The following is a 12,994-nucleotide window of genomic DNA, read 5'->3' on the forward strand; positions in this document are numbered from 1 at the left end:
GGCAAAATTTGATCTATTTTCCTAAAGCAAATACTTGTAAGATACAGTAAGTAATGCCAGAAGCAATGACTGGTCCGGCGGCGATTCCTCTTAAGAAGACAACACCTAAAATTGTGCCAAAAACAAGCGCAACGGTGATTTGCGGATCAGAAGCAATCAATCCTACGCCCTTGGAAGATAAAACAGCCACTAGCCCACCGCAAAAAACAGCTACCCAGCCGATAGGGGATTTAAAGGCTTCTAATAAATCACGTAGACCGATTTCCCCTGTTGCGATAGGGATCAGAATCGCTGCAGTGATGATCGTCACACCAATATTGATTCCTTTGCCTTGAAGCCAAGGGAAAAAGGAACGGGAGGCTGGTATGAGCTTCATAATCAGCACAAAAGCTGCCGCTATCATTAGACTTTGATTCTTAGCTAAAATTGCTACAAGTAAAATAATACCTAAAAAAAGCCAACTTTCCATGAAATAATTCCTCACTTTCTTCGAAATAATCATAACATGTTTTTAGAAAGTTGCAAAAGCAGGAATTTATCCTTCGAAATCTATTCATACGCTGATTTTTTCATAAAATAAACAAAATCATAAAAAAATTTCACTTATTTGGCAGAAGACAGCCGTGCTTGGTATAGTGGACAAGACTTACATTTTTTTGAAGAATCAGAAAGATCAGGTAAAGGTCTTAGTAAGCGCAAGCCATTCAGAATAACCAATATCGTGCTTCCTTCGTGTCCTACTACTCCAAGAGGTAGATTTAAAAATTGTAAGAAGTTAGAAGCAATCAACAAGAGAATAACAAGAATCGAAAAAATGATATTTTGTTTGATGATCCGCCGCATTTTTAAAGATAGCCGATGACTGTAGACGAATTTATCTAAGTCATTTTTCATTAAGACGATGTCTGCGATATCCATTGCGGCGTCTGTTCCTTGTCCCATAGCGATACCTAATGAAGCAGCTGCTAAAGCAGGCGCATCATTGACTCCATCACCAACCATCGCATTTACTTGGTAACGTTCATTTTCTTTTTTGACTAGTTGTGTTTTTTCTTCCGGAGTACAGCTTGCATAGTAATGTTCGATTCCTACTTGTTCAGCAATAGCCTTTGCTGTGCCAGAATGGTCGCCAGTTATCATACTTGTATGGATGTTTTGGGATTTAAAGTAGGAAATCACCTGTTGGGCATTTGCTTTTGGAATATCCAACAGACCTAAAACAGCGATTAACTGTTGATCTTTAGAAAGATAGATTACAGTTTTTCCTTGATTTTCTAAATGTTCGATCATTTCCTCAATCTCTTTGCTGATTCTCATCGTCTCAGGATCATATGCGTGTTTGCCAACTTTCCATTGCGCCCCTAAATAGGTAGTTTGTAATCCAAAACCAGTAATTTCTTCTATTGATAGGCATTGGATTGCTTCGGGTATTGTGCAATCGAAATATTGTAAAATCGCATGAGCAAGAGGGTGTGTCGTTTTTTGTTCCATAGCAACAAGAAGTTGTTGTGCCAAATCCTTCTCATCAAAGAAAAAGCTGTCAGTCACAACTGGTTTTCCTTTAGTGAGTGTTCCAGTTTTATCAAAGGCAATCGCTTTTAATTCAGAAAGCTTCTCTAAATGGATCCCGCCTTTGATTAGAATCCCATTTTTTGCAGAATTTGAAAGAGCAGCTAGAGAAGCAGGAGTAGCAGATGCGACAAGCGCACAAGGAGAAGCCACGACTAATAATACCATTCCTCGATAAAAGCTTTCATCCCAACTCCAACCTAAGAAAAAGTGGGGGAGAAGGATCATTAGAGGCACAGCAAGCAAAATCAATTTTACATAATTGTTTTCGATCCGTTCGATAAATGAAGCTGTTTGAGTTGGCGTATTCTGCGCTTCTTCCACTAATTGGATGATCTTAGCAAAGACAGTTTCGGCACTCGTTTTTGTTACTCGAATCGTAATGGGATTTCCTTGATTCAGCGTTCCTGCAAACATCTCATCTCCTAAATATTTTTCTACAGGTACAGATTCACCGCTTAATGCAGACTCATCGATCGTTGCCTGTGTGCTTTCTAAACAACCGTCGATCGGAACAGCCGCTCCTTTAGCGACGAACACCAAGTCATCCACCTTTAATTGCGAAACATCTACTTCTTGCATTTGTCCGTTTTCTCTTAGTAACTGAGCTTTTTGTGGCTGAAGATTCATCAAAGCGGTAATTTCTTTTTGACTTTTATTGGTCGTGTATTCCTCTAATGCACCGCTTAAACAAAAGATGAACGTCAACATTGCTCCCTCAAAGTAATTACCAATCAAACAGGCACCAATAGCGGCTAAAGCCATCAATAAGTCCACATTCAGTGTTCGGTCATTCCACAATTCTTTCAAGCCTTCCGATGTTTGTTTGTATCCACCGATGATAATAGCGCTGATATAAAAAAGCGGGGTGATGGTGAGAGAGAAGCGGTCGAAAATAAAACCGGCAATCATAAATAAAAGACAGCCAATTGTTGCTGCAAAAGCTTTTTTCTGATTAGTCATCGTTATCAGTCCTCCTTGTCAAAACAAGAATAGCATAATAAAAATGTAATTGATAATAAAAACAGCTAAATGAGAACGATAATGGTTATCAGTTGGATACGAAGCTAGATATAGTTTTTATTGTTTATAATAATTATCATTAAATAAAATAAAAAACCGGAACATTTCTCATACAAGAGAAGTGTTCCGGTTTTTCTTACATTGCAATAAACCAATAACCAATTAAAATGATACCAAGGATAATACGATACCAGCCAAAAGCGGTAAAGTCGTTTTTCTTCAAATAACTTAATAAGAATTTAATAGCTAAGACAGAAACCACAAAAGATACGAATGTTCCTACAAGAAGAACAACAGTTTCTTCCATTTTGAATGAGTTCCCTTCAGCTAAATATTTGACGATCTTCAAGCCGCTTGCGCCAAACATGACAGGAATCCCTAAGAAAAATGAGAATTCTGTAGCGACAAAACGCGAAGCGCCAATCAAGATAGCTCCTAGGATCGTTGCACCAGAACGAGATGTTCCGGGAACAAGTGCCAAGACTTGGAATAACCCAACAAGAAGAGCTGCTTGGTACGTAAAGTCATTCAGCGAAGTCCAACGAGGTGTTTTGTTTTTGTTACGTTTTTCGACAATAATAAAGGCAATACCGTAAACAATCAAAACAATGGCAACGGGTAAGAACTTGTGGAAATTTGCTTCTAACCAATCATCCAAAGGCAAACCAATGATGATGGCTGGTATACAAGCAACGATCACTTTAAACCAAAGTGTCCAAGTATCTTTTTTTTCTATCGTTGATTTACTTGGAGAAAAGGGGTTTAATTTGTGAAAATAAAGAACGACGACAGCTAAGATCGCCCCTAATTGGATAACGACATTGAACATCGACATAAATTGTGAACTGGCATCCAGTTTGATGAATTCATCTGCTAGGATCAGATGACCAGTACTACTGATGGGCAGCCATTCCGTTATTCCTTCAATAATACCGAGAATCACTGCTTTGATAATATTTGCAAAAAACATAAATTCCTTCCTTCCCAATTAAGATACATCTTATAGTATACCGTTATTTTTTGATAAACCCAATCTGTTTTTTAATATTAAGAAAAACTTGAGAAATGAAGCAGATAAGAATACGAAGAGAAAAAAAGAAGACAAAGCCCTCGTTCAGACTTTGCCTTTTATGATTCTCTGTTAAAAATTAAAATATCCCATCATAAAAACGAGTCTCGACTATGTGCTTTCCCGTTTTCGATATAAGACGTATCATTGATACCATGGATAGAAAATCGACCGTTTGCATAAGTAACCTTTGTTACACTGCCATTTAAAAGACCAGCACGAACAGGCTGTTTAGGATCAATCAGATTAAGCAAGAAGGCAATCGTCAAACCATGTGATACGACTAAAACATTTCCGCCGCCGTTTTTTTCGCAGTGATGGGCGATATCTTCAAATCCTGTCCACACACGATCTCGCAATGTTTCATAAGTTTCTGCCCATCCAGCCGTATCCAAGTTGTATACAGCATTGGCAATTTGTTCAAAAGAAACTTCTGTGGTAAACATCTCATCATAGGTTTTAAAATTCAATACGCGAGGGATCACACCCCACATTTCCATGTCATAGCCGCCTTCAAGAGATCCGAAGCACCATTCTCTGATCCGTTTCTCGATAAAATAAGGAATTTCTTTTCCCTTAGAATGTTCTCCTAGAATAATACGGGCAGTTTCGATCGCCCGACCACTGTCACTAGAATAAGCAAAAGAAAAGTCGACATCTTTTAACCCGCGCCCTAAATAATGGATGCCTTCTTGTCCTTGTTTTGTGAGTGGCGTATCACACCAGCCTTGTACGCGTTCGATTGTATTGAACATCGTTTTTCCATGCCGTACGATATAAAGTGTAGTTTCTGTCATTTTATTCTCCTCCTAAATCATTTTTAACGATTGAAAAAAGGATTTGTCCTTTTTTCCTGTTCAATCGTTGTTGCATCACCATGTCCTGGATAGACTGCAAATTCATCAGGTAAAACAAACAGCTGGGTCCGAATACTGTGAAGTAATTGTTCTAAATTCCCTGTATACAGATCGGTTCTACCGATACTTCCTCTAAATAGGGCGTCGCCAGAAACGACAAAATCATCAAAAATAAAGCTAACGCTTCCGATGGAGTGTCCTGGAGTAGGGACTACACGAAAAGACATGTTCCCTAAAGTATAAGTTTTCATTTCAAATTCATATTCTGCAGGCGAGACAATAATATCAGCAATATCATCATGTCGTCCGAGTCCAGAAAGGTTCAAAATCGGATCACCTAGCCATTTTTGCTCTAGTGGGCTGACATACACTGGGATTTGATAATATGCGCGTAAAGGTTCTACTGCACCGATATGATCGTAGTGGGTATGGGTAAGCAAAATCGCTACCGGCTGTTGGTTTGTTTTTTTGATTTCTTGTTTGATTCGTTCCGCATCTTCTCCAGGGTCAATGATCAAAAGTGCTTCTTCGTTGTAGACCAAATAACAGTTTTCTTCAATCATTCCTGTTTTTAATCTTTCGATATGCATGTGCATTCCTCCTTGATAGCCAAAACTTCTTTCATCCATTAGTATAACGCATTCATTGCTAGGAAACAAAAACAGGTACTTATTTCTCTTTACTTATCTGAATTATCAGACTATATGAAAAGTATTTGGATATTCTAAAGAGAAGGAAAGTAAGTTTTCATAGCATTTTAATATGTCCTTGTTACATTAGACTCATCCAAAAATCCAAATTCTATATCCTATATCCCTGCCTAATCAGCAGGGTGTTTTTTTATGCTTGAAAAGAGAGCTCTTTTTGCTAAACTAGGCTTTTTCAGGTAATCTTAGAGAGAAAGAGGTGGTGGAAATGATCAAACAGTCAAAAATATCTGTGCGGCATTTAGTAGAATTTATTTTGCGACGTGGAAGTATCGACAATCGTAAAAAAAGTAGCCATACTGCATTAGAAGGAGCAAGAATCCACCGCAAGCTCCAAAAAGATGCGGGAGAAGACTATGAAAAAGAAGTCTTTTTAAAAACAACAGTTCCATTAGATGAATATCACCTGATCGTTGAAGGCCGTGCAGACGGTATTTTCAAAAGAGATGGTATTTATTATATAGATGAAATCAAAACCTCCGAACCACGATTTGAAGATTTAGAACCAGAACAAGTGGAACTTTTCTTTCATCAAGCAAGGGTGTATGCCTATATCTATAGTCAAGAACATGATTTACAAGAAATAAATCTGCAATTGACTTACTTTCAGACGGCTGAAGAAGTGATTACGAGAAAGGTCGAACATCAGACAAGAGAGCAGTTAGAAACTTTTTTTAAAAAACTGACTGAAGATTATAAAGAATGGCTTGTTTTTCAAGAAAACTGGCGCACTGTACGCAATGCCTCTTTGATGGCTTTGAAATTCCCCCATGATGAGTATAGGAAAGGCCAGCGTGAACTAGCGGTAGCTGCTTATAAAACAATCCGTACGAAACAGAAATTGTTTGTAGAAGCACCTACCGGAACAGGAAAAACAATCTCTACGTTATTCCCCGCTTTGAAAGCTGTAGGGGAAGAAGAGGGAGAAAAGATCTTTTATCTAACAGCCAAAACAATAACTAGACAAGTAGCTGAAGATGCCATGACAGCATTAAAAGATACTGGAGCTGAAGTAAAAAGTGTCACTTTGACGGCTAAAGATAAGATCTGCTTTTTAGATGAGACGACCTGTAATCCAGATCAGTGCCCGTATGCCAATGGTTATTACAATCGTATCAACGAAGGGTTATGGGATCTTTTGAATCATGAGAATCAGATCACACGAGAAGTCATCGAAACTTATGCAAGAAAGCATACACTTTGTCCTTTCGAACTATCATTAGATGTCAGTATCTGGTGCGACGTGATCATTGGGGATTACAATTATTTGTTTGATCCCACTGTTTATTTAAGGCGTTTTTTTGAAGATGAAAAAAACGAGGATTATCTGTTTTTGATTGATGAGGCACATAATTTGGTGAATCGTTCTCGAGAGATGTATTCGGCAGAACTATCTTATGAAAAAACGAAACGAAGTAAGGAAGCTATACCAAAGGAATTCAAAAAACTCCATCGTCGTTTCAACAAACTATTGAAAGAATTTGATTCGATCCGAGAAATAGCAAAAGAAGATCATTGGGATTACCATCATCAAAAAGCACCAGCTGAATCTTTAGTAAAGGCAGGTTATCAATTAAGCGAAAAAATCAAAGAATGGCTAGCAGAATTTCCTGAGCATCCATCACAAGAACAATTGCTTCCTTATTATTTTGATTTGCTTCATTTTTTGAAGGTCAGTGAATTTTATGATGATCACTATGAAACAACGGTCGAAAAAACGTATCACGATCTGATAGTAAAAGAGTTTTGTATTGATCCAAGCTTGTTTCTTGAGCAGTCGTTGGATAAAGGAAGAAGCAGTATCCTTTTTTCTGCGAGTTTTTCACCCCTATCTTATTATCAGGAAACACTGGGCGGACAAAAAAGTCTCGCTTACAAACTGCCGAGTCCTTTCCCAGAAGGAAACCAGCAAGTTTTCATCGCAAATTACTTAGAGACGACTTATCGAAACAGGGAACAAAGTCTGGCAAAATTAGTTGAGACGATCCATGCTTTTGCTGATGGAAAGGTCGGAAATTATTTCGTTTTCTTTCCTTCTTATCAATATTTAGACCTTGCGGCGGAAGCATTCAAACAGCAATATCCTGACAGCAATGTGCTGATCCAAGAAACGGACATGAATGAAGAAGAACGCGAACGATTTTTAGCAAAATTCCAAGCAGATCCCGATGAAACATTGATAGGATTTTGTGTACTTGGTGGGATTTTTTCAGAAGGAATCGATTTGAGAGGAAACCGATTGATCGGCAGTATGATCGTAGGTGTAGGGTTGCCGCAGATGAATCATGAGCAGGAACTGATCAAATCATATTATGATGAGAAGGAACACCTTGGATTTGCTTACGCTTATCAGCTTCCTGGAATGAACAAAGTCTTGCAAGCTGGTGGTCGAGTGATTCGTGGCATGGCGGATCAAGGAATCGTGGTATTGGCAGATCAACGATTTGCTCGTTTCTCTTATCGACGTTTATTCCCACAACATTGGCAAACAGCAAGAGAAGTACGAAGTGTTGGAGAATTGGAAGAAGGAATACAGCGTTTTTGGTCATCCAAAGAAGCAGTAAATGAAAAAAACGAGGGATGACAGATGTCAGCCTCGTTTTTTTCATTAACGATAGTTAGTGAATTGCAACTCGATTGGTAAGTCAAGTTTACGTAATAAAGCAATCACAGCTTGAAGATCATCACGGTTTTTACCTGTCACTCTAATCTGATCTTCTTGGATTTGTGCTTTTACTTTCAGTTTTTCATTTTTGATAGCTGTAGTGATTTTTTTCGCGTTTTCGCGATCGATTCCGTTGACCAGATCGGCAGTTTGACGAGCTTTGCCACCTAGCGCGTGTTCCGATTCGGAAAAATGGATATTTTTGATTGGCACATTTCTTTTGATCAACTTACCAAATAATACATCTTTGATCTGTTCGATTTTGAAATCATCATCGCTCAAGACAACTAGATTGCTGTTCTCTAATTTGATTTCTACCGTAGAATCCTTGAAGTCAAATCGATTAGTCAATTCTTTTGTTGTTTGCTGAATCGCATTTTTTACTTCTTCTGTATTGACTTCTGATACAATGTCGAAGCTAGCATCTTTTGCCATAAGAACCCTCCTGATATACGTATAAGTTTACTATACATCTATCTTATCATAGGAATGGGGCAGATTCTTACTTGTTTGCTAAAATTCTTCTCATTTGAGTTCGAAGTATTTTATTTTAATAGATAAACTGTTATTCTTACATTTGGAATAACAAAGTAGAGGAGAGGTGCTTGTGAGCAAAATTATGACTGCGTATCATAAAAATGAAAGATTAAAGAAAATAGTGGTTATTTTGATAACCGGATTGACCGCTGCGGTCGCTTTAAATTATTTTTTGATTCCAGCCAATGTCTTTTCTGCAGGGATGAATGGGATCGCTCAAATCATTTCCTCGCTTTTATATGAATGGTTTCATATCAAGGTAGACACAGGAACATTTATTTTTATTTTGAATATCCCTGTGTTTGTATTAGGGTTTCTCAAAGTAGGAAAACGAGCAACGATCCTTAGTTTTGTGAACGTTGTATGCGTATCAGTGATGACGATGCTACTTCCAGTCGGACAGATTACTGATAATATTTTGATGAATGCCTTAGTAGGCGGTGTCTTATTAGGTCTTGGCGTAGGCTTATCTTTAAAAATGGGCTTTACAACTGGTGGGATGGACATCATCTCTCTTGTGCTTTCACAAACAACTGGAAAAACAGTCGGAAATTACATGCTGATTCTAAATGGGATCATTGTAGTCATCGCAGGCTTCTTCTTTAACTGGGAAAGTGCCTTGTATACGATTATTTCCATTTATGCAATGACTCAAGTGATTGATGCCATCCATACGAGTCATCAAAAAGTAACAGCGATGATCGTGACCGTCAAACCGGAAGAGGTAACAGAAGAACTAGCGAAACGGATGGTACGTGGAATGACATTGCTTCCGTCTGTCGGTGGCTATTCAAAAAAACAAGGAAATATGATCATGATGGTCATCACCCGCTATGAAATGTATGATCTTGATCAGATCGTTCATGAAATCGACGACGATGCATTTATCAATATTTTACCAACTCATTCAGTATTTGGCCGATTTGCAAATGAAAACGAACAAAAAATGTATCGAACAACAGGTGTATTGCCAGAAATAAAAAATCGTTCACAAAAAAAATGAGGAATCAGATTTATTTTAGAATGAATTTAATGTATTCCATCTAACAAGGACATTTTATAAATTTAAACGAGAATCTTCCTTCTAAATTCTCATTTACAAGTAGTTAAAAAAAGAGTATGATAAATAAAAATCGTGTTAAGGAGTGTCGTACGATGAGCGAAGCAAACCAAGAACGGTCTGCGCAAGAAATAGAACTGATCAAAGAACGTATTCTTGCTGCCTTGGAAATGGTGATCGATCCTGAATTAGGAATCGATATTGTCAACTTAGGCTTGATTTATGATATAGAATTCAATCCTGAAAACGGAGAAACAGTCATCAAAATGACGCTAACAACTATGGGCTGTCCACTAGCCGATATTTTAACAGAATCTATCCATGACGCATTGAAAGAAGTGCCAGAAGTAACGAAAGCAGAAGTAAAACTTGTCTGGTATCCAGCATGGACGACCGATAAGATGAGCCGTTATGCACGGATTGCGTTGGGGATTCGATAGGAATCTTGACTGACTAGCTATGAGAAGTAAGTAGTAAAAAAAAACCTTTTATCCTTTCTTGAAGAAAAGAGATAAGAGGTTTTTTTGTTTATAAAATTTTGTCTGCTATATTAGAAGTTAATCAAATAAATGTGTTCTATTGATAAAGGATGTTCAAATCCCTTTCCTTTTGCCATCCATCTTTTTTACATCAATTTGATTTTCGTATAGTATTCTTTCTCATCTTCACGATAAATCGTGGCCCCATTTTTTTGCTGCGCCTTAAGACTGCCAAGATTTTTTTTATTTACAGACAAAAGTGCCTCATCGATGCCGAGTTTTTTTGCCTCTTGCAGTACTAATGCTAAGCCTTGTGTTGCATATCCTTTTTTACGATAGTCAGGGGAGATGCCGTAACCGATATGGCCAGCGCCGTTTCTTAATGATTCGTTCAGTTTATGGCGCAGATTAAAAATTCCTACATACTCATGTCCATCATTTTCCAAAATAAAGACGGTTGCGGGAACGTAATTCTCAGGAAGATCGATCCCTAAAGAAGTGTTTTCGCATTTTTTTACATAATCTAAAAATTCAGCAAGTGTATAGCCGTAAGCATTGTTGATAAATCCATTCTCGTTTGGTCCGAAGCTAATTTGCAGCCGATAAGCTTTCTCCAAATCTGCTTCCCATAGTTTGATCAATTTCATCGAATCCGCCTCTTCCTAAGTAAACATATTTTTTTCTACTATAGCACTATTTTGGTGAATAGCCATTCTTATTTTTATTTTTTGTGATGTATCGTATTAAGAATAATTTAACAAAATAAACGATTGCAGATTTTTGTTATTTATTGTATTGTTTTTATAATAGATGAATGCTCGTTATCTTTTGAAAAAATGATCTTATTGATTGATATTGAAAGTTCAAGATAAATTGATTTTTTAATAAATGTGTTATTTAAAGTTTTTTCGTCCGTTGCTTATGATCACTAGAAAGGAGATCTCGTGAACTACTTTAGCGGTTATAAAAGAATTCCAGAAGGATGGCAACAAGCAGAAATAAAAAATAATCAGTATCAAAATGAAAGAAGAAGACAGTTGTTGGAGAAAATGCAGCAAAAACAGCTGAATCGAGAGAAAAAGAAGAACAAAGAAACGAAGAAAAAGCAGCAAAATAAAATAGCTACCGATCCCAGAGTCGTTCGTTTAAACAATGAAATGAATCAATTGAAGCAAGAATTGAGTAAAGCAAAAAAGCAAGTAGCTACTGTGAGCAAGAAAAGAAGAGAGGACAAGAAACACATCAGAGAGCTGTCACAGCAACTCGAACGACAGCAACAGCAAGCAAAAGTAGAAAAAGAAGAGATGAGACAAAAAGTCATCGAACAGCAGAGGAAAACAGAACAATTGTATCAAAAATTAGAAGAAGTGGGCTGGGATACAGATAATCACGCACTTCAGGAACTCCAAAAACGTAACCAGATCATCATTTATTTGCTGCAAAAAAATAGCCAAATGCAACATTATCTAGAGAGAATACATAAAGCGTCAGATTTATTAAAGAAAAGAAATGATCGACTGAACAAGAAATTAGAAAAGCTTTCAAATAGAAATGCTACGTATCTGAAAATCATGGAGAAGAAAAAACAAGAACTGCAGCAGTTGTCTAAAGTCAACCAGCGACAAACAGAACAATTAGCAAAGGAAAAACAAAACTTCGTACAAGCAGCTCCTCAAGATCTGATCCATGCATTGATTCAGCAGTTAGACACCCAATCATTTTATAAGTTCAATCAGCTGAACAAGCTGTTCAATAGGTATCAATGGATCTTTGAACAACAAGCGAATGATTTGCAGTATCAAGAAACAAATATTTTTTATGGTTTTGTAGAAATAGAAGAGGGCAGCATTTATTTCCACGAGGTCAATACGGAGCAAAGAAGACCACTGATAGTAGAAGAGAGCTTTAAACGCAAAGATCTTTTAACAGATGGGATAGCAGTACGAGTACATCAAAAAACAGTAGACGGTCCAGTATATCTAAGGTATTGCTATCCTATCGTTGAACAGAATAAGTCAAAAAGAAGAAGCGACAAATATCTAAAGAGAACAAGTCAAAAATCTAAACAGCCAAGTAAAAAGCAATTGAGCATAGATGCTGAAAAGTGGGCATCATCACTCAAAATTGCTGTGATCGGGAACAAACAAATAAAAGGATTCGTAAAAGGATTGCAGAAATATGTAAAAACTGTCGAAAGAATCGACGCATATGAGTACGGGGAGAAAGCACTATTTGAAAGAATCCGTGCTGTTGACTATGTCTATGTTTGCATCGATAGCGTCCCGCATCATGTGACCAATTTTCTGAAAAGTGAAATTGAGCTTATGGAAAAAACAGAATTTTTTTATCGCCCTTCAATAGATGATGGAGTTACTCGGATGAACTATTTGTATTGGTTGCAAGAGGGAAAACGCGTAGAGATAAAAAAGAACAAAAAATATGTTCTTGACAAAAAACAAATGTAATCCTAAACTAGAACATGTGATGCGGCTATGGCGGAATTGGCAGACGCGCTAGCTTCAGGCGCTAGTGAGGGCGACCTCGTGGAAGTTCGAATCTTCTTAGCCGCATAATTTTTTTATATACTGAGAAAAGATATCGAGGGAGAGATCCCATCGGTATTTTTTTATAAAATCTGATATAAAATAGATTTCGGCAAGAAAGGCATAGAAGTAATAGATAAGCAAAAAACTCGCTCTGATGTGACAAAACAACTCAAAAAGAGGCCATGCGATGTATTCTTTCGCATGGCCTCTTCCTATTTTGAATGTGTTTAAACGTTCAAATAATGAATCTTAGTACCAACCGTTTGCTTCCCAGAATGCTTTCGCGGCTTCCCAAGAACCATAACGTGAAGCAACATATTGTTCTGCCACTTTTTCTTGGTTCGCAGCAGAGTAGTCACCATTCAAGTAAGAAGAATCTAATTGGTAACGTCCGATGTAACGTCCGTTCGTTGCTGTGTAAGAACCGCTTGATTCTTTTTGTGCGATCCATTCTTTTGCAGCATTCGTGCTTGTTGCCGTTG

At 37.5% G+C, this 12,994-nt stretch carries 11 protein-coding genes, 1 tRNA gene and 1 pseudogene; 5 read left to right on the forward strand and 8 right to left on the reverse strand.

Annotated elements, in window-relative coordinates; all coding sequences use genetic code 11:
• Positions 1-13: 13 nt before the first annotated feature.
• From RWU19_RS00355 to RWU19_RS00375, 5 genes are all read right to left on the reverse strand, one after another.
• Positions 14-469, reverse strand: a complete 456-nt coding sequence (locus tag RWU19_RS00355; RefSeq protein WP_002289123.1) for a DUF441 domain-containing protein — start codon at positions 467-469, stop codon at positions 14-16.
• Between the two features lie 134 nt (positions 470-603).
• Complete coding sequence (locus RWU19_RS00360; RefSeq protein WP_123838091.1) at positions 604-2,532, reverse strand: heavy metal translocating P-type ATPase; 1,929 nt, start codon at positions 2,530-2,532, stop codon at positions 604-606.
• A gap of 196 nt (positions 2,533-2,728) precedes the next feature.
• A complete protein-coding gene (locus RWU19_RS00365; RefSeq protein ID WP_002309434.1) occupies positions 2,729-3,562 on the reverse strand; it encodes an undecaprenyl-diphosphate phosphatase in 834 nt (277 codons plus the stop codon).
• A 191-nt stretch (positions 3,563-3,753) separates the two neighbouring features.
• Complete coding sequence (locus RWU19_RS00370) at positions 3,754-4,458, reverse strand: histidine phosphatase family protein (RefSeq protein ID WP_002329133.1); 705 nt, start codon at positions 4,456-4,458, stop codon at positions 3,754-3,756.
• A 23-nt stretch (positions 4,459-4,481) separates the two neighbouring features.
• Entirely contained in the window at positions 4,482-5,108 is a 627-nt protein-coding gene (locus RWU19_RS00375; RefSeq protein ID WP_002315130.1) for an MBL fold metallo-hydrolase, read from the reverse strand.
• 325 nt (positions 5,109-5,433) lie between these two features.
• Between RWU19_RS00375 and RWU19_RS00380 the strand changes: the two genes are divergently transcribed.
• Positions 5,434-7,809: an ATP-dependent DNA helicase gene (locus tag RWU19_RS00380; protein ID WP_123838090.1), complete on the forward strand. Its 2,376-nt coding sequence runs from the start codon at positions 5,434-5,436 to the stop codon at positions 7,807-7,809.
• 24 nt (positions 7,810-7,833) lie between these two features.
• Here the strand turns inward: RWU19_RS00380 and RWU19_RS00385 are convergent, their stop codons facing one another.
• Positions 7,834-8,325: a YajQ family cyclic di-GMP-binding protein gene (locus RWU19_RS00385; protein ID WP_002309430.1), complete on the reverse strand. Its 492-nt coding sequence runs from the start codon at positions 8,323-8,325 to the stop codon at positions 7,834-7,836.
• Positions 8,326-8,509: 184 nt separating this feature from the next.
• Here RWU19_RS00385 and RWU19_RS00390 point away from each other — a divergent pair, with 184 nt between their 5' ends.
• Both RWU19_RS00390 and RWU19_RS00395 read left to right on the forward strand, forming a co-directional pair.
• The gene (locus tag RWU19_RS00390) at positions 8,510-9,430 is read left to right on the forward strand and encodes a YitT family protein (RefSeq protein WP_002316215.1); all 921 of its coding nucleotides are present in this window, start codon (positions 8,510-8,512) and stop codon (positions 9,428-9,430) included.
• Positions 9,431-9,582: 152 nt separating this feature from the next.
• Positions 9,583-9,927, forward strand: a complete 345-nt coding sequence (locus tag RWU19_RS00395) for a metal-sulfur cluster assembly factor (protein ID WP_002292174.1) — start codon at positions 9,583-9,585, stop codon at positions 9,925-9,927.
• Positions 9,928-10,112: 185 nt separating this feature from the next.
• Here RWU19_RS00395 and RWU19_RS00400 read toward each other — a convergent pair whose 3' ends face one another.
• Positions 10,113-10,613: a GNAT family N-acetyltransferase gene (locus RWU19_RS00400; protein ID WP_070770589.1), complete on the reverse strand. Its 501-nt coding sequence runs from the start codon at positions 10,611-10,613 to the stop codon at positions 10,113-10,115.
• A gap of 297 nt (positions 10,614-10,910) precedes the next feature.
• Here RWU19_RS00400 and RWU19_RS00405 point away from each other — a divergent pair, with 297 nt between their 5' ends.
• Together RWU19_RS00405 and RWU19_RS00410 are read left to right on the forward strand one after the other, a co-directional pair.
• Entirely contained in the window at positions 10,911-12,431 is a 1,521-nt protein-coding gene (locus RWU19_RS00405) for a hypothetical protein (protein WP_002335674.1), read from the forward strand.
• Positions 12,432-12,452: 21 nt separating this feature from the next.
• Positions 12,453-12,536: transfer RNA gene (locus tag RWU19_RS00410), tRNA-Leu, on the forward strand.
• A 225-nt stretch (positions 12,537-12,761) separates the two neighbouring features.
• On the opposite strand, the pseudogene RWU19_RS00415 reads toward RWU19_RS00410, so the two are convergent.
• Positions 12,762-12,994, reverse strand: a pseudogene (locus tag RWU19_RS00415) (peptidase M23); the annotation flags it as partial.

The organism is Enterococcus sp. 2STP (assembly GCF_032465635.1).
Lineage (GTDB): Bacteria > Bacillota > Bacilli > Lactobacillales > Enterococcaceae > Enterococcus_B > Enterococcus_B lactis.

Coding starts and splice junctions, on each gene's coding strand:
- RWU19_RS00365 (WP_002309434.1), bottom strand. CDS start 3,562: ATGTTTTTTGCAAATATTATCAAAGCAGTGATTCTCGGTATTATTGAA.
- RWU19_RS00355 (WP_002289123.1), bottom strand. CDS start 469: ATGGAAAGTTGGCTTTTTTTAGGTATTATTTTACTTGTAGCAATTTTA.
- RWU19_RS00375 (WP_002315130.1), bottom strand. CDS start 5,108: ATGCATATCGAAAGATTAAAAACAGGAATGATTGAAGAAAACTGTTAT.
- RWU19_RS00360 (WP_123838091.1), bottom strand. CDS start 2,532: ATGACTAATCAGAAAAAAGCTTTTGCAGCAACAATTGGCTGTCTTTTA.
- RWU19_RS00390 (WP_002316215.1), top strand. CDS start 8,510: ATGACTGCGTATCATAAAAATGAAAGATTAAAGAAAATAGTGGTTATT.
- RWU19_RS00395 (WP_002292174.1), top strand. CDS start 9,583: ATGAGCGAAGCAAACCAAGAACGGTCTGCGCAAGAAATAGAACTGATC.
- RWU19_RS00370 (WP_002329133.1), bottom strand. CDS start 4,458: ATGACAGAAACTACACTTTATATCGTACGGCATGGAAAAACGATGTTC.
- RWU19_RS00385 (WP_002309430.1), bottom strand. CDS start 8,325: ATGGCAAAAGATGCTAGCTTCGACATTGTATCAGAAGTCAATACAGAA.
- RWU19_RS00400 (WP_070770589.1), bottom strand. CDS start 10,613: ATGAAATTGATCAAACTATGGGAAGCAGATTTGGAGAAAGCTTATCGG.
- RWU19_RS00380 (WP_123838090.1), top strand. CDS start 5,434: ATGATCAAACAGTCAAAAATATCTGTGCGGCATTTAGTAGAATTTATT.